The organism is Streptomyces filamentosus (assembly GCF_014654895.1).
Classification (GTDB): domain Bacteria; phylum Actinomycetota; class Actinomycetes; order Streptomycetales; family Streptomycetaceae; genus Streptomyces; species Streptomyces filamentosus.
In genome coordinates this window covers 1,840,672-1,865,022 of record NZ_BNBE01000001.1, presented here as the reverse complement: position 1 = coordinate 1,865,022, position 24,351 = coordinate 1,840,672, and the positions used below count along the sequence as shown (strand labels likewise).

Below are 24,351 nucleotides of genomic sequence, written 5' to 3'. Positions count from 1 at the left end.
GGGGGAAGCAGTGGCGCGACTGTACCCGGCGGTATGCGGGACCGACAATCTTCGGGAGGGTGCGCGGGCGCAGGAAAAGGGCAATCGGTCGTGTTTCGCCAGCTCAGGCACCGACCTTTGGCCTTGTGTTCGATGAACGTTCGAAGAGGGGTGTCGGGGTGTCGCCGCGCGGCGTCGACTTCACGCCACGGAGGCCGCCCCCTCCGCGGAATCCGTTCCCTCCGCGGAATCCGTTCCCCGTACGGAATCCGTCGCCGCCCCGTCGCCGTCGAGCGCCGCCAGGATCCCGGCAGCCACCGTCGGGTGCACCGGCAGCGCGAGATGGCCGATGCCGCTCACCCGCACGTTGTGGACCCGCAGGTCGGGGTGGTCGAGGCGGGCCGTCTCCACCGGCACCATGATCTGGTCCAGGTCGCTCCAGAAGCTCACGAACCGCGTCCGGCAGCCCGGCGCGGGCCCGGCCAGCTCCCGCAGCACCTCCGAGCCCGGCCGCATCTGTCGCACCAGCGGATGCGCGTCGGCGAGCGGCGCGACGGTCGTGCCCGCGTGCGGGGTGCCGAGGGTGACCACCGTCCGCACCCGCGCGTCACCACCCAGCCGCTGTACGTAATAACGGGCGATCAGCCCGCCCAGGCTGTGGCCCACCAGGTCCGCCTCGGTCCGGCCGGTGCGCTCCAGGACCTCCTCGACCCGCCGCCCCAGCGCCTCGGCGGCGGTCCGCAGGTCGCGGGTGAACGGGGAGTGGTCGAGGGAGACGACGTGGGCGCGGCCGTGCCGGGCCAGGGTGCGGCGCAGCAGGACGAAGACCGAACGGTTGTCGGCGAAGCCGTGCAGCAGGACGACCGGACGCCCGCCCCCGCCGGCGACCGGCACGGCGTCCGCGCCGGGCCGGACGGGCGCGGACCGCTCGGGGACGACCCCGGACGGGTAGAGGACGAGGCGGCCGGAGAGGATCGCGGCCTCCAGGACGGTGGCCCTCATCAGGGCGGTGACCTTGGCGAGCTCCATCGCCGACCTCCCGTGCGGCACGGGGACGTGCGTGAGGGGATGCGCGTGCAGGGGTGTGCGTGCGGGATGTGCGTGGGGACGTGCGTGCGGGATGTGCGTGGGGACGTGCGTGCGGGGCTCGGGTGGTGCGCCGGCCGCCGGGCCTTCCGCGCCGCACGGACGACGGCACGGAACTCCGGCGACCGGCGTCGCGGCTCCTTGCGCGGCCGGCCCCGCGGGCGGCTGGAGTGGGCCCAGGAGGAGGGCCCGGAGCGGGGAAGACCGCGGAACGAACGTGTCCCACGTGTGATTTCCCCCTCGCCGGGCACCGCGAAACGGCCGGGTGCGGGATGCTGGCGATAACGTTCGTTCACCTCCCCGGCACAGACGCGCGGGGGTCGCATGTGGAGGCAGTGATGGGTGTGACCGGTCCGATCCGCGTGGTGGTCGCCAAGCCGGGGCTCGACGGCCACGATCGCGGGGCCAAGGTGATCGCGCGCGCCCTGCGCGACGCCGGCATGGAGGTGATCTACACCGGGCTCCACCAGACGCCCGAGCAGATCGTCGACACCGCTATCCAGGAGGACGCCGACGCGATCGGCCTGTCGATCCTCTCGGGCGCGCACAACACGCTCTTCGTCAAGGTCATCGAGCTGCTCAAGGAGCGCGACGCGGAGGACATCAAGGTCTTCGGCGGCGGCATCATCCCCGACGCGGACATCCCGCCGCTGAAGGAGAAGGGCGTCGCGGAGATCTTCACGCCGGGCGCGACCACCGCGTCGATCGTCGACTGGGTCAACGCGAACGTCCGCACGGCGACCGTCTGACCCCCTCTCCGCCGACCCCCGGCGAACCCCGCGACGGCCGGGTGCCCCCTCCGACGGGCCCCCGGCCGTCCGCGTACGCGGGACGACCCCGGAGCGGGACGATCTCCGAGCGGTGCAACCCCGGAGCGGTACCCCCCAGAGCGGTACCCCCCGGAGCAGTACGGCTCCGAGGGCGCGGGCGCGGGGACGGTCCGGGCCCGGCCCCGGGCCGTGCGGGGTCCGGCGCGCGGCGTCCGGTGTCAGTCCAGCTCCGCGCGCATCCGGGCGCGGAGGTCCAGCGTGGCCACCAGGCGCTGGAACGCCTCGGACCAGTAGGCGCCCGCCCCCGGCGAGGTGTCCTCCGGCTCCGGGAGCGCCGCCAGGGACTCCAGCCGGCGGGCGGCGGCGGGGGAGAGGCAGCGCTCCGCTAGCCCCATCACCCCGCTGAAGCTCCACGGGTAGCCACCCGCGTCCCGGGCGGCGTCCAGCGCGTCGATCACCGCGTCGCCCAGCGGCTCCGCCCACGGCACCGCGCAGACCCCGAGCAGCTGGAACGCCTCCGACAAGCCGTGCGCCGCCACGAACGCCGCCACCCAGCGGGCCCGCTCCTCCGCGGCGAGCATCGTGAGCAACTGCGCCCGCTCGCCCAGCGACGAGGTGCCGGGGCCCGTCGCCGGAGGCGTCGACGGATCGCCGAGCAGCGCCCGTGACCAGCCCGCGTCCCGCTGCCGCACCGCCGCCCGGCACCAGGCGGCGTGCAGCTCCGCCCGCCAGTCGTCGGCGACCGGCAGCGCCACGACCTCCTCCGGCGTCCGCCCGCCGAACCGGGCCGGCCAGCAGGACAGCGGCGCCGCCTCCACCAGCTGTCCCAGCCACCAGGACCGCTCGCCCCGCCCCGCCGGCGGCACCGCGACCACGCCGTCCCGCCGCATCTCCTCGTCGCACTCGTGCGGCGCCTCCACGACGACCGTCGGCACGAACAGCGTCCGGTCCAGGCCGACGCAGGTGACCGCGCGGGCCGCCATGCGGGCCGCGAGCGCCGAACCGGGCAGCGCCGAGAGCAGCTCGGCGGCGGTCGCGCGGACGTTGCGGCTGCGGTCGGCGAGAGCGGCCTCCAGGAACTCCTCGTCGGCCGCGGACAGTCCGGCCCGCAGCGAGTCCAGGAACATCAGCCGGTCCTCGGCCCGCTCCCCGGCCCAGCCGGCCGCGAGCAGCTCCCGCCCGGCCGCCGGATCCTTCGCCCGTACGGCTCCGAGCAGCGCGACCCGCTCCGCGAACAGGCCCTCCTCCCACAGCTCCCGCACCGCCTCCGCGTCCCCGGGGTCCGGGAGCGAACCGCCCGCGCCGCCGCCCCGCAGGGCGAAGCGCCACTCCGGGTTGAGCCGGGCCAGCCACAGCCCGCGCGGCCCGGCGAGCGCCAGCGCCCGCGGCCGCAGGTCGGTGCGGGCCCTGGCCGCGTCGAGCAGCGCGGGCAGCGAGGCGGGCGGCGCCTTGTAGCCCCGCTCGTCCGCCATCGCCAGCCACTGCGGCAGCAGTTCGGCGAGGTCCGGGGCGGTGCCCCGGCGGCCGCCCGGCGGCGCGGGCGCGGCCCGCCCGGCCAGCAGCCGGTCGAGCCGGCGCCGGGCCGCCTCCGGCAGCGGCGGACGCGGATCGTCGGGCGCCCGCTCGGGCAACGCGGCGGCGGGCCCCGGCCGCAGCCCCGCACGGCGCCGCAGCGCCTGCCGGGCGGCGGCGTCCAGCAGCGCCCCGGCGGCCGCGGCGCCCCGCGTCCCCGGCGGCGGCCGGCGGTCGGTGCCGAGCAGCGCCGACGTCACCAGCTCCTCCCACGCGGGCACGGGCCGGGACGCGGCGGACGGGGCTTCGGACGTCGGCACCGGGGGCCTCCCTGGGACGCGGGTGCGGGCAGCGGACGGAGCGGGACGGCGGCTCACAGGAGGGGCACCGTCTCGGCCGGCAGGTCGGGTGACCAGGCGGCCAGCGGGGTGAAGCCGCGGTGGCCGCACTCGCCGAAGACCGTGACGGGAGCGCCGCCCGACAGGGCCAGCAGCCGCCACAGGCCCGGACGGGCGCGGTCGGCCCCGGTCAGCGGCAGCGCCTCGCGGCCGTCGGCGTCGGCGAGCTGCCAGCCGTACTCCGCCCGCGCGGGCACCACCCGGCCGAGCGTCACCGGCCAGGAGTCCAGCCACGGGTCCTCCCGCAGCGCCCGCCCGTACGCGTCGAGCGCCGCGCCCACCGGGCCGCCCGGCGGCGGACCGGCCGGCCCGCCGACCGGGACCAGCGGCTCGCCGGGTTCCGCGCGCAGCTGCCCGGCGCCCGCGTGCGGGGTCAGCTCGCCCGCCACCACCGCGCCGACCGGCAGCGCGAGGGCGGGCGCGCGGCCCCCCGCGCCGAAGGAGAGCAGCAGCGCCGTACGGCCGCTGTCCGTGCCGTGCAGCCAGATGCGACGGGTCGTCAGCCGGCCGTCCCCCGTGTCGTACTGGGCGAGGACCAGCCACCGGTCCCGCCCCGCGGTGCCGCCCGGGACGGAGGGCAGCCCGACCCGGGTCCGGACCGTCGCCGCCAGTCCGGCGGGCAGCCGGTCGCCGGCCAGCCACGCCCGGTCCAGGAGGTGGGTCAGCGCGCACTCCTCCAGGAGCCGCACCGGCCACCCCGGGCCCGAGCCCGGTATCGCGCCCAGCTCGCGTGCCCGGCCCGCGAGGCCCGGCGCCTGCGCGTCGACCATGCGGGCCGCGGTCTCCTCCCACGGGCCGTACCCCCGCTGCCCGGCCGCGGCGAGCCCCCCGCGCACCAGGTCCGCGAGGCGCCGCTCCAGCTCCTCGGCGCCCGCCGTCACCCGGGCGGCCCGGCGCTCCGCCCGGCGGCGGGCGGCCTCCGGATCGGCCGGGGCGCCGCCCTCCGCCCGCCGGGCGGCCCCGGCGGCCCCCGCCCGCAGGGCCGGGAGCCGGTCCGCGGCCCAGTCCGGCGGCCCGTCCGCCGCCGGCACGGCCGCCTCGTCCGCCGCCCACAGGAGCAGCAGCCCGAGCGCGTGCTCGCAGGGGGACTTCCGGCTCGGACACGTGCAGGAGCACGCGGGCCCCGTGGTGTCCACGACCGTCCGGTACGGCATGGGGCCGTCGCCCTCGCAGCGGCCCCAGACGGCGCCCCCGTCCGTGCCCGCGCCGCTCCACGACCGGGCCGTGCCGAGCCCGCTCCCCGCTCTGCGCGACGCCTCGTCGGGAGCCAGTGCCAGCACCTGCTCCGCCGTCCGGCGCACCCCCATGGCATTCATGGACCTGACGGTATTATCCGCCACTGACAGTGCAGTTGACCTGCGGATCCGTCCCCGGGGAAGGCCCCGGCGACACGGTGGCTTTACCGGTCCTTTACGGTGCTGTGAGGTCACGTGCGAACCAGCGCACGGGCCTTACCGACCGCACCACCGTGCAGGGGGAGTACCACCATGAACCGCACCGTCCGCACCGTCGTCTCGGCGTTCGCCGCCACCGGCCTCGCGTTCGGGCTCGGAGCCTGCTCCGAGGCGGCCGACCAGGTAGACAAGGTTGTCGCCGAGAGCTACGAGGTGACCTACGAGGTCACCGGCACCGGAGTCGAGTCGATCGACTACCACGCCGGGGACGGCACCGCGATGCAGCCGCAGGTCCAGAGCGACAAGAAGCCCACGACGCCGTGGACCCGGACCGTGAAGCTGCACGGCGTCATGCCGCCCGCCGTCATGCCGGTCGCCCTCAAGACCGAGGACCTCACCTGCAAGGTCGTCTACCAGGGCAAGGTCATCAAGGAGGCCAAGGGCGACCAGGCCATGGCCGGCGGCTGCGTCACCGTCTCCCCGGTCTTCAACTGACCGCCGGCTGACCCCCGGAGGGTCGCCCCCCCGCTCCCCCCGACCGGCCCGGTCCGCGGTCGCACCCGATTGTCAGTGGCGTGGTGCACCGTGGATCGCACAGCAGGTCGAACGAGCTGGAGGGGGATCCATGAGCATGCCCGAGGCCATCGCGCAGCCCGGCGCCGGTGCCGTGACGGACACCGGCCCGGGCGGTCCGCGGACCGCCGCCGAAGTCCTGCGGCCCCACGCGGAGGACGCCTTCGCCCACGAACTCGCGGCGCTCGCCGCCGCGGACGACCGCCCCCGGCCCGCCCGCTGGCACCTCTCGCCCCGGGCCGTCGCCACCTACCTCCTCGGCGGCACGCTCCCCGACGGGACCGTGATCACGCCCAAGTACGTCGGCCCCCGCCGCATCGTCGAGGTCGCCGTCACCACCCTCGCCACCGACCGGGCCCTGCTCCTCCTCGGCGTCCCCGGCACCGCCAAGACCTGGGTCTCCGAACACCTCGCCGCCGCCGTCTGCGGCGACTCGACCCTCCTCGTCCAGGGCACCGCGGGCACCCCCGAGGAAGCGATCCGCTACGGCTGGAACTACGCCCGCCTGCTCACCGAGGGCCCCACCCGGGCCGCCCTCGTGCCCGGCCCCGTCATGCGGGCCATGGAGCGCGGCGCGATCGCCCGCGTCGAGGAGCTCACCCGTGTCCCCGCCGACGTGCAGGACACCCTCATCACCCTGCTGTCTGAGAAGACCCTGCCCGTCCCCGAGCTCGGCGAAGAGGTCCAGGCCGTCCCCGGCTTCAACCTGATCGCCACCGCCAACGACCGCGACCGGGGCGTCAACGACCTCTCCAGCGCGCTCCGCCGCCGCTTCAACACCGTCGTCCTGCCGCTGCCCGCCACCCCCGAGGACGAGGTGGACATCGTCGCCCGCCGCGTCGAACAGCTGGGCCGCTCCCTCGACCTGCCCGCCCCGCCCGACGGCGCGGCGGAGATCCGGCGGGTCGTCACCGTCTTCCGCGAACTGCGCGACGGCGTCACCGCCGACGGCCGCACCCGGCTCAAGTCCCCCTCGGGGACGCTCTCCACGGCCGAGGCCATCTCCGTCGTCACCGGCGGCCTCGCCCTCGCCGCCCACTTCGGGGACGGCGTGCTGCGCCCCTCGGACGTCGCCGCCGGGATCCTCGGCGCCGTCGTCCGCGACCCGGCCGCCGACCGGGTGATCTGGCAGGAGTACCTGGAGACCGTGGTCCGCGAGCGCGACGGCTGGAAGGACTTCTACCGCGCCTGCCGCGAGGTGGGCGCATGACGGCCCTCGCACCGGCCCGGCCCCCCGCCCCCCAGGGCAGGGCCCCCGGACCGCTGCTGCTCGGGGTGCGGCACCACGGGCCCGGCTCCGCGCGCGGCGTGCTCGCCGCCCTGGAGGCGGCCCGGCCGGAGGCGGTGCTGATCGAGGGCCCCGCCGAGGCCGACGCGCTCGTCGCCCTCGCCGCCGACCCGGCGATGCGCCCGCCCGTCGCCCTCCTCGCGCACGCCGTCGACGACCCGGGACGGGCCGCCTTCTGGCCCTTCGCCGCCTTCTCGCCCGAGTGGGCCGCGATCCGCTGGGCCCTCGGCCGGGGCGTCCCCGTCCGCTTCGCCGACCTCCCCGCCGCCCTCACCCTCGCCGCCGGCCCCGCCCGGGACGACGGCGAGGAACACGCCCCCGGCGCGGACACCGCCGCCGCCCGCATCGACCCGCTCGCCGAACTCGCCCGGGCCGCCGGGCACGAGGACCCCGAGCAGTGGTGGGAGGACGTCGTCGAACTCCGCGGCGACACCGACCCCCTCGCCCCCTTCGAGGCCCTCGCCGAGGCCATGACCGTCCTGCGCGAGCGGTACGGCCACGGCGGCCACCCGCGCGACCTCGTCCGCGAGGCCCACATGAGGCTCCGGCTGCGGGACGCCCGCAAGGAGTTCGGGGACGCCGTCGCCGTCGTCTGCGGCGCCTGGCACGTGCCCGCCCTCGCCCGCCGGACCACCGTCACCGCCGACCGCGCCCTCCTCAAGGGCCTGCCCCGGACGAAGACCGAGCTGACCTGGGTCCCCTGGACCCACCGGCGGCTCGCCCGCCGCTCCGGATACGGCGCCGGGATCGAGTCCCCCGGCTGGTACGGCCACCTCTTCTCCGCCCCCGACCGGCCCGTCGAACGCTGGATGACCGAGGTCGCCGGGCTCCTCCGCGAGAGCGACCACCCCGTCTCCTCCGCCGACGTCATCGAGGCCGTCCGCCTCGCCGACGCCCTCGCCGCCCTGCGCGGGCGGCCCCGCCCCGGCCTCGCCGAGACCACCGACGCCGTCCGCGCCGTCCTCTGCGGGGGTTCCGACGTGCCGCTCGACCTCGTCCGCGACCGGCTCGTCGTCGGCGACGTCCTCGGCGAGGTCCCGGCCGCCGCGCCCGCCGTCCCGCTCCAGCGCGACCTCGACCGCCTCCAGCGGCGCCTCCGCCTCAGGCCCGGGGCGGAGGAGCGCGCCCTCGACCTCGACCTGCGCGGGGAGACCGACGCCGCCCGCAGCAGGCTGCTGCACCGGCTCCGGCTCCTCGGCGTCGACTGGGGGACGCCCACCGGCGGCCGGGCCGGCACCGGCACCTTCCGGGAGCCCTGGCGGCTGCGGTGGGAGCCCGAACTGCACGTCCGGGTCGTCGAGGCGGGCGTCTGGGGCACCACCGTCGAGTCCGCCGCCACCGCCCGCGCCGAGGCCCGGGCCCTCGGCGCCGGCTCCCTCGGCGAGATCACCGACCTCGCCGAGCGGTGCCTCCTCGCCGGGCTCACCGGCGCCCTGCCCACCGTCCTGGGCGCCCTCGCCGACCGGGCCGCCCTCGACACCGACGCCGCCCACCTCGCCGACGCGCTCCCCGCCCTGGCCCGCGCCCTGCGCTACGGCGACGTGCGCGGCACCGACACGGCCGCCCTCGCGGCCGTCGCCGCGGGCCTCGCCGAGCGGATCTGCGTGGGCCTCCCGCCCGCCTGCGCCGGCCTCGGCGCGGACGCCGCCGCCCAGATGCGCGACCGCGTGGACGCCGTCCACGCGGCGATCACCCTCCTCCCGGACCCGGATCTGCACCCGACCCCCGACCCCTCGACCCCCGACCCCTCGACCCCCGTCGCCGACAGCCCCCTCGTAGCCCGCTGGGCCGGGGTGCTGCGCCGGCTCGTGCGGGGGGAGCGGGTGCCCGGGACCATCCGGGGGCGGGCGGCGCGGACGCTGCTCGACGAGGGATGGCTCTCCGAGGAGGAGACCGGCCGGGCCATGGGACTCGCGCTCTCGCCCGGGACCCCGCCCGCCGACGCCGCCGCCTGGATCGACGGCTTCGCGGGCGGCCCCGGCGGCGGGCTGCTCCTGGTCCACGACGAGCGGCTCCTCGCCCTCCTGGACGGCTGGCTCACCGGCGTACCGGCCGAGGCGTTCACCGACGTCCTGCCGCTGCTGCGGCGCACCTTCGGCGGGTACGAGGCCGGGGTGCGGCGCACCCTCGGCGAGCTCGTCGCCCGGGGCCCCGACGCCGCCGCGCCCGGCTCCGCCGCCCTCATCCCCGGCTTCGCCGCCGACCCCGACGAGGAGCGGGCCGACGGCGTCCTTCCCCTGCTCCACCTCGTCCTCGGCCCGGAGGCAGCCGCATGAGCACTCCCAGCACCCCCGACGAGCGGCTGCGCCGCTGGCGGCTCGTCCTCGGCGGCGCCGCGGCCGAGGGCACCGGGCGCGCCCTGTCCGGCGCCGACGCCGCCATGGACGCCGCCCTCGCCGCGCTCTACGACGGCGGGGAGGGCCGGGACGGCGGGGCCGACGGTGGCCGGCGGGGCGGGCTCGGCGGCTCCGCGCCCTCCGTCGCCCGCTGGCTCGGCGACATCCGCACCTACTTCCCCCGCTCCGTCGTGCAGGTCATGCAGCGCGACGCCATCGACCGGCTCGGCCTCGCCGGCCTCCTCCTGGAGCCGGAGACGCTGGAGGCCGCCGAGCCCGACGTGCACCTCGTCGGCACCCTCCTGTCGCTGAACGAGGCGCTGCCGGAGACCACCCGGGAGACCGCGCGGACCGTCGTCCGCAAGGTCGTCGCCGACCTGGAGGCCCGGCTCGCGCCCCGTACCCGCGCGACGGTCACCGGCGCCCTGGACCGGTCCGCCCGGATCGCCCGCCCCCGCCACCGGGACATCGACTGGGACCGCACCCTGCGGGCCAACCTCAGGAACTACCTGCCCGAGCACGGCACGGTCGTCCCCGAGCGGCTGATCGGCCACGGCCGCGCCTCCCGGGCGGTCCGGAAGGAGATCGTGCTCTGCGTCGACCAGTCCGGCTCCATGGCCGCCTCCGTCGTGTACGCCGCCGTCTTCGGCGCCGTCCTCGCCTCCCTCAAGGCGGTCGCGACCCGGCTGGTCGTCTTCGACACCGCCGTCGTCGACCTCACCGAGGAGCTCGACGACCCGGTCGACGTCCTCTTCGGCACCCGGCTCGGCGGCGGCACCGACATCAACCGGGCCCTCGCGTACTGCCAGTCCCGGATCACCCGCCCCGCCGACACCGTCCTCGTCCTCGTCAGCGACCTGTACGAGGGCGGCATCCGCGACGAGATGCTGAAGCGGGTCGCCGCGATGCAGGCGTCCGGGGTGCGGTGCGTCGCCCTGCTCGCGCTCTCGGACGAGGGCGCCCCGGCGTACGACCGCGAGCACGCCGCCGCGCTCGCCGCCCTCGGCGTCCCCGCCTTCGCCTGCACCCCCGACCTCTTCCCCGAGGTCATGGCCGCGGCCCTGGAGAAGCGCCCCCTGCCGATACCCGACACCGTCTGACGCACCGCCCGGCCGGGACCCCGCGGACCGCGTCCGGCCGGCCGGACGCCGCCGTGCGGAATCCGTCGCCGCCCCGCCACCCGGACGGACGTCCGCGCGTCGATTGAGGTCCATATCACATTCGGGACGAGGTGCCCCTCACTTGCCGCCCCGGCGTGGCGTGAGGGGGGTGGAGCCCGCCTCCCGCCTGCCCGGCGGGCCCCCGGAGGGGGAGGGGCCGCGCCCACGCACAGCCCTCCCGTCCCTACGTTCTGTGACCCGTATCACCGCCCGGTTGTGAGCTGCGATTTAGGGACCCACGGCCCACGGGGATAACCTGCGAGACGGACATGCCGCGTCCACGGACACCGTGTACGCCTCCCTAGTGACAGCGCAGTCACGTTGCCCTCCGCGGCACGCCCACGCAGACAACGAACCGCGATCATCTAGAAAAGGGACGCGCGTGGACCTGTTCGAGTACCAGGCGAGGGACCTCTTCGCCAAGCACGGTGTACCGGTGCTGGCCGGTGAAGTCATCGACACGCCTGAGGCGGCGCGCGAGGCCACCGAGCGTCTTGGCGGCAAGTCGGTCGTCAAGGCCCAGGTGAAGGTCGGCGGCCGCGGCAAGGCCGGCGGCGTCAAGCTGGCCGCCACCCCGGACGAGGCCGTCGCCCGCGCGACGGACATCCTGGGCATGGACATCAAGGGCCACACGGTCCACAAGGTGATGATCGCCGAGCTGTCCCCGGAGATCGAGGCGGAGTACTACGTCTCGTACCTCCTCGACCGCACCAACCGCACCTTCCTGGCCATGGCCTCGGTGCAGGGCGGCATGGACATCGAGGAGGTCGCGGAGAAGACCCCCGAGGCCCTCGCCAAGGTCCCGGTCAACGCCAACGACGGCGTCACCCTGGAGAAGGCCCGCGAGATCGTCGCCCAGGCGAAGTTCCCGGCCGAGGTCGCCGAGGGCGTCGCCGAGGTCCTGGTCACCCTGTGGGACACCTTCGTCGCCGAGGACGCCCTCCTCGTCGAGGTCAACCCGCTGGTCAAGACCAAGGACGGCCGCATCCTGGCCCTCGACGGCAAGGTCTCGCTCGACGAGAACGCCGACTTCCGCCAGCCGGAGCACGAGGCCCTGGAGGACAAGGCCGCGGCCAACCCGCTGGAGGCCGCCGCCAAGGCCAAGGGCCTCAACTACGTCAAGCTCGACGGCGAGGTCGGCATCATCGGCAACGGCGCCGGCCTGGTCATGTCGACCCTGGACGTCGTCGCGTACGCCGGTGAGAACCACGGCGGCGTGAAGCCGGCCAACTTCCTCGACATCGGCGGCGGCGCCTCCGCCGAGGTCATGGCGAACGGCCTGGAGATCATCCTGGGCGACGCGGACGTCAAGTCCGTGTTCGTCAACGTCTTCGGCGGCATCACCGCCTGCGACGAGGTCGCCAACGGCATCGTGCAGGCCCTGGAGCTCCTCGCCTCGAAGGGCGAAGAGGTCACCAAGCCGCTGGTCGTGCGCCTCGACGGCAACAACGCGGAGCTGGGTCGCAAGATCCTGTCCGACGCCAACCACCCGCTCGTGCAGCGCGTGGACACCATGGACGGCGCGGCCGACAAGGCCGCCGAGCTCGCGGCTGCGAAGTAAGGGAAGAGGGACTAAACAGCCATGGCTATCTTCCTCAACAAGGACAGCAAGGTCATCGTCCAGGGCATGACCGGTGCCACGGGCATGAAGCACACCAAGCTCATGCTGGGTGACGGCACCAACATCGTCGGCGGCGTGAACCCGCGCAAGGCCGGCACCGTCGTCGACTTCGACGGCACCGAGGTCCCGGTCTTCGGCACCGTCGCGGAGGCCATGAAGGAGACCGGCGCCAACGTCTCGGTCCTCTTCGTGCCGCCGGCCTTCGCCAAGGCCGCCGTCGTCGAGGCGATCGACGCCGAGATCCCCCTCGCCGTCGTCATCACCGAGGGCATCGCCGTCCACGACTCCGCCGCGTTCTACGCGTACGCCGTGGAGAAGGGCAACAAGACCCGCCTCATCGGCCCGAACTGCCCCGGTCTCATCACCCCGGGCCAGTCCAACGCCGGCATCATCCCGGGCGACATCACGAAGCCGGGCCGCATCGGCCTGGTCTCGAAGTCCGGCACGCTGACGTACCAGATGATGTACGAGCTCCGTGACATCGGCTTCTCCTCCGCCGTCGGCATCGGTGGCGACCCGGTCATCGGCACCACCCACATCGACGCCCTCGCGGCCTTCGAGGCGGACCCCGAGACCGACCTGATCGTCATGATCGGCGAGATCGGCGGCGACGCCGAGGAGCGCGCGGCCGACTTCATCAAGGCCAACGTCACCAAGCCGGTCGTCGGCTACGTCGCGGGCTTCACCGCGCCCGAGGGCAAGACCATGGGCCACGCCGGCGCCATCGTCTCCGGCTCCTCCGGCACCGCCCAGGCGAAGAAGGAGGCCCTGGAGGCCGCCGGTGTGAAGGTCGGCAAGACCCCCACCGAGACCGCCAAGCTGGCGCGCGCGATCCTCGCGGGCTGACGCACCACGGCGAGACCGTAGGCGAGTGGGCCCCGCCCCTCCCGGGAGACCGGGCGGGGGCGGGGCCCACTCGCGTGCGCGGGGCGGCTACTCGGCCGCCGGGACCAGCCGCTCCGGCCCCGGGTTGGGCCGGGACCGCAGCATGTCGCGCAGTTCCACGTCCTCCTCGCCGAGCTTCTGCGGGCCGCCGCGCACCGGGACGCCGTTCACGGTCTGGCCGGGCGCGACCTCGGGGATGTAGCGGGTCGGCGCCGTCGCCGCCGTCAGGGCCGTGACGCAGATCAGCACCGCCGTCGCCCCGACCACCGCCCGGGTCATCCGCCGGGCCCGCCGCTCGCTGCCGCCCCGGACCGCGCGCGCGGCCGGGAGCGTCGCCGTCGGGGCCTCCGCGACGAGCGTGCCCAGCCGCTGCCGGAGCGCCTCGGCGTCGGCCAGCTCCGGCACCCGCTCGCCGATCACCGTGCGGGCGTACAGCAGCCGGTTGGCGGCGGCCGGGGTGCTCGCCTCCGTCTCGGCGGCCGTCTCGGGCAGGTCGAGCCCGAGGCCGTCGTAGAGCAGGACGGTGCGGCGGTACGGGGCCGGCAGGTCGAGCAGCGCCCCGAGGAGCGCCCGCCGCCCGGCCTCGGCCGGCGGGGCGTCGGGGTGCTTGTGGGCGCGGCGCAGCCGGTGCCAGGGCGAGAGGGCGTACTCGTACGCCGCCGCCCGCACCCAGCCCACCGGGTCGGCGTCCACGGCCACCTCGGGCCAGTGCTCCCAGGCGTGGTGGAAGGCGTGCTCGACGGCCTCCCGGGAGAGCGCCCGGCGCCCGGTCAGCAGGTACGCCTGGTGGACGAGGCCGGGGGAGGCGTGCGCGTAGAGCGCGTCGAACGCCTCCTCGGGCGTGAGCCCCGGCCCGGCCGCGGCCGGCGGCTCGGGCTCCGGTACGGGTGCGGACACGGGCGCGGGCCCGGTCTCCTGTTCCTCCGGCGCCGGTTTCAGCCGCTCCTCGGGCGGCCGGACGGGGGTCTTCGGGGGCCGGGCGGCCCCCTTGGCGGCGGCCTTGGGCCGCACGTTCCCGGAGGGCGAGGGGGTCGGCTTCCCGACGTTCGCACTCGCCTCGGGGGACACGGGGGGCGCAGGGGCCGCAGGGGTCTCCGGAGCCGCCGAGGGCTCGGGTCCGGTGCGGAGCAGCTTGACGTACGCCTCGCGCTTGCGGCCCCGGGGGGCCGAGCGGCCGGTCTCCCACGCCTTGACCGTGGCCTTCGTGACGCCCATGACCTCGGCGACCTGCTCCTCGCTCAGGGAGAGTGCCTCGCGCAGCCGGCGCCGCTCCTTCGGCGTCGGCAGCGCGGTGGCGGTGGAGGGGGGCGCGGTGTCGCCGCCCCGGCTCGTCTGGCTCATCGACGTCGACCTCCCGCGGCGCACCTCTGGGCGGAAAAGTACATAAACGTATCTTGAGCGACACAACGGATGTTTGCCTGTTACGCCGCGAAAGCGCGTGTCGTTGGCAGCATGGCCCCGTGACCCACCTGACCGAGCACTCCCTGGTCCAGAGCGGGCGTTCCGCCGCGTTCGCCACCGCCTGCGTCCGCGGCGGGCTCGCCGCCGGGCTCGGCGCCGGCGCGCTCGCCGTCCTGGTGATCGCCGCCTGGATCAGCTCGCCGTTCCCCGACGGCGGCGCCGGCGGAGCCCTCCACCTCGCGGCCGGGCTGTGGCTCCTCGCCCACGGCGTCGACCTCGTCCGCACCGACACCCTCGGCGGGGTGCCCGCGCCGCTGGGGATCGTGCCGCTGCTGCTGGCCGCGCTGCCCGTCTGGCTGGTCTTCCGGACGGCCCGCTCCACCCTCGACCCGGCCGACGAGACGAGCCCCCGGCCCTCCCCGGCGGGCGCACTCGGCGCGGTCGCCGGGGGATATCTGCTGGTCGCGGCCGTGATCGTGGTCTACAGCGAGAGCGGACCGCTCCCCGCCGACCTGGTCACCGCCGGGCTGTGGCTGCCGGGCGTGGTCCTCGGCGCGGCGGGCGCCGGGATCTGGACGGCGCTCGGCAGGCCGCTGCCGGGCCGGGCGGAGACCGCCGCCGCGCTGCGCGGGGCGGGCGCGGGCCTCGCGGTGCTGCTCGCGGGCGGGACGGTGCTGGCCGGGACGGCGCTCGTCTGGCGCGCGGGCGCGGTCCGCGCCTCGTACGAGGGAATCGCGGGGGAGTGGTCCGGTCGGGTGGCGCTGGCGCTCCTCCTCCTCGCGCTGCTGCCGAACGCGGCGGTCTGGGGCGCGGCGTACGGCCTCGGGCCCGGCTTCGCCCTCGGCACGGGCGCGCTCGCCACCCCGCTGGGGCTCGCCGGCGACCCCGCCGTGCCGCCCTTCCCGCTGCTCGCGGCCCTGCCCCCGGAGGGGCCCGGCGGCTGGCCGCAGTGGGCGGCGGCGGCCGTGCCGCTGGTGGCGGCGCTGGCCCTCGGCCGCTCGGTGGGCCGCTCCACCGGTACGGGACCGGCCCGAGGGACGGTGCTCGCGGCCCTCGGCGCGGCCGGGGCCTGCGGGGTGGCGGTCGCCCTCCTGGCGGGCGCGGCCGGCGGCCCGCTGGGCGCGGACCGGCTGCGCGCCTTCGGCCCGGTGTGGTGGCAGGCGGGCGCGGCGGCGGTGCTGTGGGCGGCGGCCGTCGGCCTGCCCGTGGCGCTGACGGTACGGGCCTGGGGCCGCCGGGTGCCCCGCCCGAAGCTTCCCCGGCCGCCGAAGCCCCCGAAGGCCCAGAAGCCCCCGAAGGCGCAGGAGGCGCCGGGTGCGCAGGCGGCCCCGGAGGGGACGGCGGTCCCGGACCCCCGGGACCCCCTGGGCATCGGCTTCGACTTCTCCCTGGACGACGACGAGGGCTACGAGCCGTACGACTACCTCCCCGCCTCCTGGGAGAGGACCCCGGCCCCGGCCCCGGCCCCGACCTCCCCTCCGGCCCCGGAAGCCGAACCGCCCCGGCCGTCGGAGACGGCGGGGGCGGAAGGGGCCGCGCGGAAGGCGGAGGGGAAGACGGAGGAGAAGGCCGCGGGGAGGGCCGAGGGGAAGCAGGACGGCGGGGAGGGCACCCCCTAGTCCCGCACCCCGAACCCGTCCCGCAGCGGCTTCGGCAGCAGGTCGTTGCAGGCCAGTTCGCCCGCGTGCGTGAGGGCGTCGTCCCGGCACTCGTAGAAGTCCTTGTAGACCAGCTGCATCGTGAAGCCGAAGCCCACGATCAGCAGGGCCACGACGGAGGCCACCAGACCGCTGATCGCCGCCGTCCGCATCGAGCGGGCCGGGCTCGGGACGCCCGGCGCGGTGGACGGCCGTCCCGAGGGCTGGGACGCGTCCTGTGATTCCGGCGACACCTCGGCCGGCGCCTTCGGCTTCGCGCGCAGCGAGCTGACCGCCCAGTACAGCGCCAGGGCGCCGAGCAGCAGGGCCAGCTCCGGGATGTCGAAGATCGCGAAGAAGAAGGCCCACATGCCGCCGAGGACCGCGTACCGCGCACGCCGCTGGGCCGGGTCCGTGGGGTCCCACCGCAGCCCGGGACGCTCGGGGCCGGAGCCGCCGGAGCCGCCGGAGCCGCCCTGGCCGCCGCCCTGGCCGCCCTGCCGCTCGGGCCCCCGCCCGAAGCCGTCCGACGAACGGCCCGGCTGGCGCGGGCTCCAGCGCCCGTCGGCCGAGCCCGTCACGGGCGACGACGGATCGCCGGAGCCCCCCTCCGACGAGCCCGACGAGCCCGACGGGCCCTCGGGGCCGTCCGAACCCTCCGGCCGGCGCGGCTGCCACGGCTGGTCGGGCTTGCCCTCGGGCGGGGGAGCGAACGGGTTGTTGTCGTTCGTGGACTGGCGATCCGGCATCTGCTGGACGTCTTCCCTCTGTCGTCGTGACCGTCGTCGCACCGGGTGGCACACCGGCGTCGGACCCTGACGCTACCCCCCTGCCCCGCCCCCGTCCCGTGGGGGCCGTCCGGTGTGCCGGTATCGTTGCTGACGGTCGAGCCGTTCGTAGGGTTCCCCGTATCGACGGGCACGATTCGTTCGTAGGACCGCACAAACACCACGGAAAGAGTGACCCTGTGGCCGCCGCCCGCCTTGTCGTCCTGGTCTCCGGCTCCGGCACCAACCTCCAGGCCCTCCTCGACGGCATCGCCGCCGACGCCGGGGGCTACGGCGCCGAGATCGTCGCCGTCGGCGCCGACCGCGACGCGATCGCCGGCCTGGAGCGCGCCGAGCGCGCCGGGATCCCCACCTTCGTCTGCCGGGTGAAGGACCACGCGACCCGCGAGGAGTGGGACCGCGCGCTGACCGAGGCCACCGCCGCGCACGAGCCGGACCTCGTGGTCTCCGCCGGGTTCATGAAGATCCTCGGCAAGGAGTTCCTCGCCCGCTTCGGCGGCCGGGTCGTCAACACCCACCCGGCGCTCCTCCCCAGTTTTCCCGGTGCCCACGGGGTGCGCGACGCGCTCGCCCACGGCGTGAAGGTCACCGGGTGCACCGTCCACTTCGTCGACGACGGCGTCGACACCGGCCCGATCATCGCCCAGGGCGCGGTCGAGGTGCGGGAGTCGGACGATGAAGCCGCTCTGCACGAGCGCATCAAGGAAGTCGAGCGCTCGCTGCTCGTCGACGTCGTGGGGCGCCTCGCCCGGCACGGCTACCGCATTGAGGGACGAAAGGTTCAGATCGGTGAACACGGACACCGTTAAGCCCATCCGCCGCGCGCTGGTCAGCGTCTACGACAAGACCGGTCTGGAGGAGCTGGCGCGCGGTCTGCACGAGGCCGGTGTCGAGCTCGTCTCCACCGGCTCCACCGCCGGGAAGATCGCCGCCGCCGGCGTCCCGGTCACCAAGGTCGAGGAGCTGACCGGCTTCCCCGAGTGCCTGGACGGCCGCGTCAAGACGCTGCACCCGCGCGTGCACGCCGGCATCCTCGCCGACCTGCGCCTGGAGTCGCACCGCGAGCAGCTCGCCGAGCTGGGCGTCGAGCCCTTCGACCTGGTCGTCGTGAACCTGTACCCGTTCCGCGAGACCGTCGCCTCCGGCGCCACCCCGGACGAGTGCGTCGAGCAGATCGACATCGGCGGCCCGTCGATGGTCCGCGCCGCCGCCAAGAACCACCCGTCGGTCGCGATCGTCACCAGCCCCGAGCGGTACGCGGACGTCCTCGCCGCCGTCCAGGCCGGCGGCTTCGACCTGACCGCCCGCAAGCGGCTCGCCGCCGAGGCGTTCCAGCACACCGCCGCCTACGACGTGGCCGTGGCCTCCTGGTTCGCCGACGACTACGCCGCCGCCGACGACTCCGGTTTCCCCGACTTCCTGGGCGCCACCTACGCCCGCAAGAACGTCCTGCGCTACGGCGAGAACCCGCACCAGGGCGCCGCGCTGTACGTCGACGGCACGGGCGGCCTCGCCGAGGCCGAGCAGCTGCACGGCAAGGAGATGTCCTACAACAACTACACGGACACCGACGCCGCGCGCCGCGCCGCCTACGACCACGCCGAGCCCTGCGTCGCGATCATCAAGCACGCCAACCCGTGCGGCATCGCGGTCGGCGCCGACGTCGCCGAGGCCCACCGCAAGGCCCACGCCTGCGACCCGCTCTCCGCCTTCGGCGGCGTCATCGCCGTCAACCGTCCGGTCTCGGTCGAGATGGCCGAGCAGGTCGCCGAGATCTTCACCGAGGTCATCGTCGCCCCGGCGTACGAGGACGGGGCCGTCGAGGTCCTCGCCAAGAAGAAGAACATCCGCGTGCTCCGGGCCGAGGGCGCCCCGAGCAACCCGGTCGAGGTCAAGCCCGTCGACGGCGGCGCCCTGCTCCAGGTCACCGACCGCCTCCAGGCCGAGGGCGACGACCCGGCGCACTGGACCCTCGCCACCGGCGAGGCCCTGAGCGCCGAGGAGCTCGCCGAGCTGGCCTTCGCCTGGAAGGCGTGCCGCGCGGTCAAGTCCAACGCCATCCTGCTCGCCAAGGACGGCGCCTCCGTCGGCGTCGGCATGGGCCAGGTCAACCGCGTCGACTCCGCCAAGCTCGCCGTCGAGCGGGCCGGCGAGGAGCGCGCCCGCGGCTCGTACGCCGCCTCCGACGCCTTCTTCCCCTTCCCCGACGGCCTGGAGATCCTCACCGCGGCCGGCGTGAAGGCGGTCGTCCAGCCCGGCGGCTCGATGCGCGACGAGCTCGTCGTCGAGGCCGCGAAGAAGGCCGGCGTGACGATGTACTTCACCGGCACCCGCCACTTCTTCCACTGACGGGACGCGACTGCGGGGCCCTCCGCTTCCGGAGGGCCCCACAGTCGTCTCTGGTCTAATGGACGGGCCCTGGCCCGGCCGGCAGTAGTGGAGACGTGGTGTTGGACGTACTGAACAGACCGCCGGCGGACCCCGCCGACGAGCGGCCCGCGGCGGACACCGCCGCCGCGCCCGTCCCGTACCTCCCGTACGCGCTGATCGCGGTCGCCCTCACCGCCGCGTACTTCCTCTACTCCTGGGTGCAGTACGACCACTTCCGCACCCCCTCCTGGGACCTCGGCATCTTCGGGCAGGCCGTCCGCTCCTACGCCGAGTTCCGGGTCCCGGTCGCCGACATCAAGGGCCCGGGCTTCCCCATACTCGGCGACCACTTCAGCCCGGTGACGGCGCTCCTCGCGCCGCTCTACTGGATCTGGCCCTCGCCGGTCTCCCTGCTCTTCGCGCAGGCCGCGCTCTTCGCCGGCTCCGCCGTGATCGTCGGCCGCACCGCCCAGCAGGTCCTCGGCAGCCGGGCCGCGGGCCTCGCCCTCACCGTCGCCTACGGACTCTCCTGGGGCCTCCAGGAGGCCGTGAAGTCCGACTTCCACGAGATCGCCTTCGCCGTCCCGCTGCTCGCCCTCACCTGCCGGGCGCTGCTCCTCGGCCGCTGGACCGCCGCCGTCGCCTGGTCCGTGCCGCTCGTCCTCGTCAAGGAGGACATGGGGCTCACCGTCGCCATGGTCGGCGTCGTCCTCGCCGTCAAGGGACAGAAGAAGCTCGGCGCGGCCCTCGCGGGCTTCGGCGTCGCCGCCTTCGCGCTCACCGTCCTCGTCCTCATCCCGGCCGCCAGCAAGCTCGGCCAGTACGACTACTGGGCCAAGGTCGAGAAGACCGGCACGGGCGCCGAGACCTCCCTCGGCCAGATCGCCGCCGACGCCCTCTCCTCCGGCGAGCGCTGGGAGATGGTCCTCTACGTCCTCGCGGTCACCGGCTTCCTCGCACTGCGCTCCCCGCTGGTGCTGCTCGTCCTGCCCACCCTCGGCTGGCGCTTCGTCTCCCAGGACCCCAACCACTGGGGCCTGCACTGGCACTACAGCGCCGTCCTGATGCCGGTCGTCTTCCTGGCCCTGGTCGACGGCGTCCGCGCGGCCCGCACCTCGCCGCGCCCCTGGCTCGCCGCGTACGGCGGGGTCGCCGTCGCCGCCGCCACGGCCGTCGCCCTGACCCTCGCCGTGAACCTCCCGCTGCGCGACCTCCTCAAGCCGGAGACGTACGCCCACGACGTCCGCGCCGAACAGGCCCGCGCGGCCGTCGCGGCCGTCCCCGGGGGCGCCTCCGTCGAGGCCGACGTGCCGCTCCTCGCCCACCTCACCGCCGACCACCGGGTCTACTGGGTCGGCACGGCGAAGGGCGCCACCCCCGACTACCTCGCGCTCGACCTGCGCGGCTGGTCCGGACAGACCTCCGACCCGGCGGTGACGGCCACGCAGCTGCACCCGGAGGCGGCGTACGAGATCGTCCACCGCTCGGACGGCTTCGCGGTGCTCAGGAAGAAGTAGCGGATACGCCGAAGGGGCCCGGTTCCAGGAGGAACCGGGCCCCTTCGGCGTGCCGCGCCGGTCAGTAGCGCGGGCGGGCGAACCAGGCGCTGCCGCTGGACACGGCGGGGGCGATCGTGATGATCACGCCGAAGACCACCCAGATCAGCGGGAAGATCATCGCCGAGACGAGGCCGACGTCGATCGCCATGAAGAGGTAGACCGCGCCGAAGAGGGTGCCGAGGGCGCCGTACACGATGGTCGTGACGCGGACGCCCTGGCGGCCGCTGCCGAACTTCACGCCGAGCATGATCGACAGCGTGGCGAGGCCCAGGAAGATCAGGCCGATGACGATGAGGACGCCCGCGGCGGCCGAGGCCATCGACTCGAAGGGGTTGTCCTCGCCGTACGTGGACGACAGGTCCGAGGCGTCGCTGGCGACGGCCCCGAGGTACAGCCAGAAGAGGCCGCCGATGATCTGCACCGCCGAGATCAGGTACAGGAAGACCCGCGCCGTCGTCAGCAGGCCCGGCATCGTCTGCGGGATCTGGTTCGGACCGCCCGGGTACGCGCCGTACGGCGACGGGGCGGCCGGGTAGCCGTAGCCGCCCTGCGGGGGGACGCCCTGGGGGGCCTGCGGGTAGCCGTAGCCCGGCTGCTGGCCCTGCGGCGGCTGGCCGTAGGGGTTGTTCGGGTCGCCGAAGCTCATCGGGGCTTTCCTCCGTGAATGTTCTCGTGCGGGGACGACGCGGCCCGCGCGGAGGAACTTTCACGGCATGTGAGCGGACTCCCCCCGGCACTTTCCGCGGCACTGCGACGGCAATCGTCGTCGCAGCCGCGAGGTGTTGTCCAGTCGATACGCGCCGGAGTTGTGCAAGTGCAATCCTTCGTCCCGCCGCCGGAGGCCCGCCGGGAGCCCGTGCGGGGTCCGCTCGGGGCCGAATTGGGAGAAGGCAGGGGTCATCCGAGAAGATGTCCCCATGAGCGCCCAGATTCTCGATGGCAAGGCCACCGCCGCCGCGATCAAGTCCGACCTGACCGTCCGCGTGGCGGCCCTCAAGGAGAAGGGCGTCACGCCCGGTCTCGGTACCGTCCTGGTCGGCGACGACCCGGCCAGCCAGAAGTACGTGGCGGGCAAGCACCGCGACTGCGCGCAGGTCGGCATCGCCTCCATCCAGCGCGAACTGCCCGCCACCGCCACCCAGGAGGAGATCGAGGCGGTCGTCCGCGAGCTCAACGAGGACCCGTCCTGCACCGGGTACATCGTCCAGCTCCCGCTGCCCAGGGGCATCGACGAGAACCGCGTCCTGGAGCTGATGGACCCGGCGAAGGACGCCGACGGCCTGCACCCGACCAACCTCGGCCGGCTCGTCCTCAACGAGCCCGCCCCGCTGCCCTGCACCCCCAACGGCGTGATCAGCCTGCTGCGCGCCCACGGCGTGGAGATCAAGGGCGCCGAGGTCGTCGTCGTCGGCCGCGGCGTCACCATCGGCCGCACGATGCCGCTCCTCCTGACCCGCCGCTCCGAGAACGCCACCGTGACCCAGTGCCACACCGGCACCCGGGACCTCTCGGCCCACCTGCGCAACGCCGACATCATCGTGGCCGCCGCCGGCGTGCCGCACCTGATCAAGCCGGAGGACGTGAAGCCGGGCGCGGCCGTCCTCGACGTCGGCGTCTCGCGCAACGCCGAGGGCAAGATCCTCGGCGACGTGCACCCGGACGTCGCCGAGGTGGCCGCCTGGATCTCCCCGAACCCCGGCGGCGTGGGCCCGATGACCCGCGCGCAGCTGCTCGTCAACGTCGTCGAGGCCGCGGAGCGCGCGGCCGCGGCGCTCTGAGATGACCTCGGGGACCCCGGGACGCCCCGGGACCCCCGACGGCCCGAGGGGGCCCGGCTCCGCCGCGGAGACCGGCCCCGCGGGCCGCTCCGGCGGGCCGGTCGAGGTCGGCCGCGGCCGGGTGTCGAAGGTCCGCCGGGTGCGGGGTTCGCGCCGGCCGCCGACCGTCACCACCGACACGGCCCGGCCCGAGGGCGGCGGCCGGGCGGCGGCCGGCGACGCCCCGGCGCCCGCCCGCCAGTGGCCGCTGCTCTTCGTGCTCGGCACGGCCGCGGTGGGGCTGCTCGTGGTGGGGACCGACCCCTTCGAACAGTCCTTCCGGGTCGGGACGATGCTGGTCGGCGCCGCGCTGCTGCTGGGCGCGGTGCTCCGCCGGCTGCTGCCCTCGGTGGGCATGCTCGCGGTCCGCTCGCGCTTCACCGACATGGCGACGTACGGGGTGATGGGCTCGCTGATCGTGCTGCTCGCCCTCATGGTGCAGCCGAGGCCCTGGCTCCGGATCCCGTTCCTGGAGGACATCCTCCACCTGACGGTGACCTGAGGCGTTCTCCGGCCCCTGACGTGCGACGGCGCCCGCCCTCTCCCCCGTGGGAGGGCGGGCGCCGTCGTGATCAAGGGTCATGTACGTGCCAACGAAGGGCAAGTTGAGGCCGGTCGCTGTGGCACGGAGGTGACCATTCCGCTACATCCGGCCACCCGGCCCGGGGTCCCGCTCGCCCGCCGGAACTGCCATCCTTCGAGGAACTTCGACGAGGGGGTGCGCATGTCGGCGTGGAGGTCGCTGCCCGACGAACTCGATCCGGACGTACGGACGTTCACGGAACGGCTGCGGCTGCTCGTCGAGCGCAGCGGACTCGGCGTCGACGCCGTCGCCGACCGCGCCGGGGGCGGCCGCGCCGACTGGGACGCCTACCTGAACGCCCAGCGGCCCGTCCCGCGTGCCGCCGTCGTCGCCCTCGCCGACGCCACCGGCGCCGACCTCGGCTCCCTCACCGCCCACTGGGAACACGCCGACCGCGCCTGGAAACGGCCCCCGCAGCCGCCCGAGCCGGAGCCGGGAACGGGGGCGGGGGCGGAGCCGGTACGGGATCCGGTGGCCGTGCGGGCCCCGGAGGACGTACGGGACCGGCCCCGGGCCCCGGAGGGCGTACCGGCCGCCGAGCGGACCCTCCGCATCCGCAAGGTCGTCCCCCCGACCCCGGCCCCGGCTCCCTCTCCCACCCCCGCACCCATCTCCGCTCCCAGCCCCGGGCGCCGCCGCCGGGGCTCCCCCCTGCTCTACGCCGCCGGGGTGCTCGGGGCCGGGCTCGTCGTCACCGCCGCGGTGCTCCTGGCCGACCTCGGCGGGTCCGCCGCGCCGCCCGCCGCCGCGCCGCCCCCGCCCTCCACGACCACCGCCCCGCCGCCCCCGTCCGCCCTCCCCGACGGCGTCCGGTGCACGGGGGCCGACTGCGACGGGCGGGACCCGGAGCGGATGGGCTGCGGCGGCCCGCACGCCACCACCGTCGCCCGCGTCCGCGTCGGCACCGCCCTCGTCGAGGTCCGGCACAGCTCCGCCTGCGCCGCCGCCTGGGCCCGGATCACCGGGGCGGCGGCGGGCGACGAGGTCACCGTGCAGGCGGGGACCGCCGTCCAGGTCGAGCGGGTCCCCGGGAACGGCGACACCGACGCGTACACCGCGATGGTCCCGGTGCCCTCGGGAAGCGGCGTGCGCGCCTGCGCGACCCGTTCGGACGGGGCGGAGGGCTGCACGGGAGAGTGAAACGGGCGCGGGAGGTGAGACGGACCACAAGGGGGTGGGGGTGCGAGGGGGCCT

The 24,351-nt window shown here is 75.7% G+C and carries 20 protein-coding genes; 14 read left to right on the top strand and 6 right to left on the bottom strand.

All coding sequences use genetic code 11. The features are described from left to right. Nucleotides 1–180 precede the first annotated feature (180 nt). Nucleotides 181–1,008, bottom strand: a complete 828-nt coding sequence (locus IE326_RS08130) for an esterase/lipase family protein (RefSeq protein ID WP_190041175.1) — start codon at nt 1,006–1,008, stop codon at nt 181–183. 395 nt (nt 1,009–1,403) lie between these two features. On the opposite strand from IE326_RS08130, the gene icmB reads away from it, so the two are divergent. Continuing rightward, on the top strand, nt 1,404–1,814 hold the full coding sequence (gene icmB, locus IE326_RS08125; protein WP_150230879.1) for a coenzyme B12-dependent isobutyryl CoA mutase small subunit: 411 nt from the start codon (nt 1,404–1,406) through the stop codon (nt 1,812–1,814). 239 nt (nt 1,815–2,053) lie between these two features. Here the strand turns inward: icmB and IE326_RS08120 are convergent, their stop codons facing one another. Next, the gene (locus tag IE326_RS08120) at nt 2,054–3,667 is read right to left on the bottom strand and encodes a DUF5691 domain-containing protein (protein WP_229915249.1); all 1,614 of its coding nucleotides are present in this window, start codon (nt 3,665–3,667) and stop codon (nt 2,054–2,056) included. Between the two features lie 53 nt (nt 3,668–3,720). After that, nucleotides 3,721–5,061: an SWIM zinc finger family protein gene (locus tag IE326_RS08115; protein WP_190041174.1), complete on the bottom strand. Its 1,341-nt coding sequence runs from the start codon at nt 5,059–5,061 to the stop codon at nt 3,721–3,723. A 171-nt stretch (nt 5,062–5,232) separates the two neighbouring features. Between IE326_RS08115 and IE326_RS08110 the strand changes: the two genes are divergently transcribed. The 6 genes from IE326_RS08110 (at nt 5,233) to sucD (ending at nt 12,963) form a co-directional block, all read left to right on the top strand. Then, nucleotides 5,233–5,634, top strand: a complete 402-nt coding sequence (locus tag IE326_RS08110) for a hypothetical protein (RefSeq protein WP_150230882.1) — start codon at nt 5,233–5,235, stop codon at nt 5,632–5,634. 136 nt (nt 5,635–5,770) lie between these two features. Continuing rightward, nucleotides 5,771–6,922: an ATP-binding protein gene (locus tag IE326_RS08105; protein ID WP_190042182.1), complete on the top strand. Its 1,152-nt coding sequence runs from the start codon at nt 5,771–5,773 to the stop codon at nt 6,920–6,922. After that, entirely contained in the window at nt 6,919–9,276 is a 2,358-nt protein-coding gene (locus IE326_RS08100; protein ID WP_190041173.1) for a DUF5682 family protein, read from the top strand. The genes IE326_RS08105 and IE326_RS08100 overlap by 4 nt, the downstream gene beginning before the upstream one ends. Continuing rightward, a complete protein-coding gene (locus IE326_RS08095) occupies nt 9,273–10,436 on the top strand; it encodes a VWA domain-containing protein (RefSeq protein WP_190041172.1) in 1,164 nt (387 codons plus the stop codon). Before IE326_RS08100 ends, IE326_RS08095 begins: the two co-directional genes overlap by 4 nt. A 442-nt stretch (nt 10,437–10,878) precedes the next feature. Then, nucleotides 10,879–12,057: an ADP-forming succinate--CoA ligase subunit beta gene (sucC, locus tag IE326_RS08090; protein WP_030750058.1), complete on the top strand. Its 1,179-nt coding sequence runs from the start codon at nt 10,879–10,881 to the stop codon at nt 12,055–12,057. A 21-nt stretch (nt 12,058–12,078) separates the two neighbouring features. After that, on the top strand, nt 12,079–12,963 hold the full coding sequence (gene sucD, locus IE326_RS08085; protein WP_030750055.1) for a succinate--CoA ligase subunit alpha: 885 nt from the start codon (nt 12,079–12,081) through the stop codon (nt 12,961–12,963). An 87-nt stretch (nt 12,964–13,050) separates the two neighbouring features. Here the strand turns inward: sucD and IE326_RS08080 are convergent, their stop codons facing one another. Further along, on the bottom strand, nt 13,051–14,343 hold the full coding sequence (locus tag IE326_RS08080; RefSeq protein WP_190041171.1) for a helix-turn-helix domain-containing protein: 1,293 nt from the start codon (nt 14,341–14,343) through the stop codon (nt 13,051–13,053). A 119-nt stretch (nt 14,344–14,462) separates the two neighbouring features. Between IE326_RS08080 and IE326_RS08075 the strand changes: the two genes are divergently transcribed. Then, nucleotides 14,463–16,022, top strand: coding sequence for a cell division protein PerM (locus IE326_RS08075; RefSeq protein WP_229915248.1), 1,560 nt, complete (start codon nt 14,463–14,465; stop codon nt 16,020–16,022). On the opposite strand, the gene IE326_RS08070 is transcribed toward IE326_RS08075, so the two are convergent. Further along, the gene (locus tag IE326_RS08070; protein ID WP_190041170.1) at nt 16,019–16,789 is read right to left on the bottom strand and encodes a hypothetical protein; all 771 of its coding nucleotides are present in this window, start codon (nt 16,787–16,789) and stop codon (nt 16,019–16,021) included. The genes IE326_RS08075 and IE326_RS08070 overlap by 4 nt on opposite strands. Before the next feature lie 218 nt (nt 16,790–17,007). On the opposite strand from IE326_RS08070, the gene purN reads away from it, so the two are divergent. The 3 genes from purN to IE326_RS08055 all read left to right on the top strand — a co-directional run bounded on the left by purN (nt 17,008) and on the right by IE326_RS08055 (nt 20,715). Beyond that, nucleotides 17,008–17,637 carry a phosphoribosylglycinamide formyltransferase gene (gene purN / locus IE326_RS08065; protein ID WP_150230895.1) on the top strand — a complete coding sequence of 210 codons (630 nt, stop codon included), beginning with the start codon at nt 17,008–17,010 and terminating at the stop codon, nt 17,635–17,637. After that, nucleotides 17,618–19,177, top strand: a complete 1,560-nt coding sequence (gene purH, locus IE326_RS08060; RefSeq protein WP_150230898.1) for a bifunctional phosphoribosylaminoimidazolecarboxamide formyltransferase/IMP cyclohydrolase — start codon at nt 17,618–17,620, stop codon at nt 19,175–19,177. Before purN ends, purH begins: the two co-directional genes overlap by 20 nt. Nucleotides 19,178–19,275: 98 nt before the next feature. Further along, nucleotides 19,276–20,715, top strand: coding sequence for a DUF2079 domain-containing protein (locus IE326_RS08055; RefSeq protein WP_373310169.1), 1,440 nt, complete (start codon nt 19,276–19,278; stop codon nt 20,713–20,715). 61 nt (nt 20,716–20,776) lie between these two features. Here the strand turns inward: IE326_RS08055 and IE326_RS08050 are convergent, their stop codons facing one another. Continuing rightward, nucleotides 20,777–21,403 carry a hypothetical protein gene (locus IE326_RS08050; protein ID WP_190041169.1) on the bottom strand — a complete coding sequence of 209 codons (627 nt, stop codon included), beginning with the start codon at nt 21,401–21,403 and terminating at the stop codon, nt 20,777–20,779. A 271-nt stretch (nt 21,404–21,674) separates the two neighbouring features. Between IE326_RS08050 and IE326_RS08045 the strand changes: the two genes are divergently transcribed. The 3 genes from IE326_RS08045 (at nt 21,675) to IE326_RS08035 (ending at nt 24,297) form a co-directional block, all read left to right on the top strand. Beyond that, on the top strand, nt 21,675–22,535 hold the full coding sequence (locus IE326_RS08045; RefSeq protein ID WP_190041168.1) for a bifunctional methylenetetrahydrofolate dehydrogenase/methenyltetrahydrofolate cyclohydrolase: 861 nt from the start codon (nt 21,675–21,677) through the stop codon (nt 22,533–22,535). Nucleotide 22,536: 1 nt separating this feature from the next. Continuing rightward, nucleotides 22,537–23,076, top strand: coding sequence for a DUF3017 domain-containing protein (locus IE326_RS08040; RefSeq protein WP_150230907.1), 540 nt, complete (start codon nt 22,537–22,539; stop codon nt 23,074–23,076). A 222-nt stretch (nt 23,077–23,298) separates the two neighbouring features. Next, nucleotides 23,299–24,297, top strand: a complete 999-nt coding sequence (locus IE326_RS08035; RefSeq protein ID WP_190041167.1) for a helix-turn-helix domain-containing protein — start codon at nt 23,299–23,301, stop codon at nt 24,295–24,297. Nucleotides 24,298–24,351 lie beyond the last annotated feature (54 nt).

Bases quoted from the DNA above. Each gene is read 5' to 3' on its own strand.
- IE326_RS08130 (WP_190041175.1), bottom strand. From the start codon at position 1,008: ATGGAGCTCGCCAAGGTCACCGCCCTGATGAGGGCCACCGTCCTGGAG.
- icmB (WP_150230879.1), top strand. From the start codon at position 1,404: ATGGGTGTGACCGGTCCGATCCGCGTGGTGGTCGCCAAGCCGGGGCTC.
- IE326_RS08115 (WP_190041174.1), bottom strand. From the start codon at position 5,061: ATGAATGCCATGGGGGTGCGCCGGACGGCGGAGCAGGTGCTGGCACTG.
- IE326_RS08110 (WP_150230882.1), top strand. From the start codon at position 5,233: ATGAACCGCACCGTCCGCACCGTCGTCTCGGCGTTCGCCGCCACCGGC.
- IE326_RS08105 (WP_190042182.1), top strand. From the start codon at position 5,771: ATGCCCGAGGCCATCGCGCAGCCCGGCGCCGGTGCCGTGACGGACACC.
- IE326_RS08100 (WP_190041173.1), top strand. From the start codon at position 6,919: ATGACGGCCCTCGCACCGGCCCGGCCCCCCGCCCCCCAGGGCAGGGCC.
- IE326_RS08095 (WP_190041172.1), top strand. From the start codon at position 9,273: ATGAGCACTCCCAGCACCCCCGACGAGCGGCTGCGCCGCTGGCGGCTC.
- sucD (WP_030750055.1), top strand. From the start codon at position 12,079: ATGGCTATCTTCCTCAACAAGGACAGCAAGGTCATCGTCCAGGGCATG.
- IE326_RS08080 (WP_190041171.1), bottom strand. From the start codon at position 14,343: ATGAGCCAGACGAGCCGGGGCGGCGACACCGCGCCCCCCTCCACCGCC.
- IE326_RS08070 (WP_190041170.1), bottom strand. From the start codon at position 16,789: ATGCCGGATCGCCAGTCCACGAACGACAACAACCCGTTCGCTCCCCCG.
- IE326_RS08050 (WP_190041169.1), bottom strand. From the start codon at position 21,403: ATGAGCTTCGGCGACCCGAACAACCCCTACGGCCAGCCGCCGCAGGGC.
- IE326_RS08045 (WP_190041168.1), top strand. From the start codon at position 21,675: ATGAGCGCCCAGATTCTCGATGGCAAGGCCACCGCCGCCGCGATCAAG.
- IE326_RS08040 (WP_150230907.1), top strand. From the start codon at position 22,537: ATGACCTCGGGGACCCCGGGACGCCCCGGGACCCCCGACGGCCCGAGG.
- IE326_RS08035 (WP_190041167.1), top strand. From the start codon at position 23,299: ATGTCGGCGTGGAGGTCGCTGCCCGACGAACTCGATCCGGACGTACGG.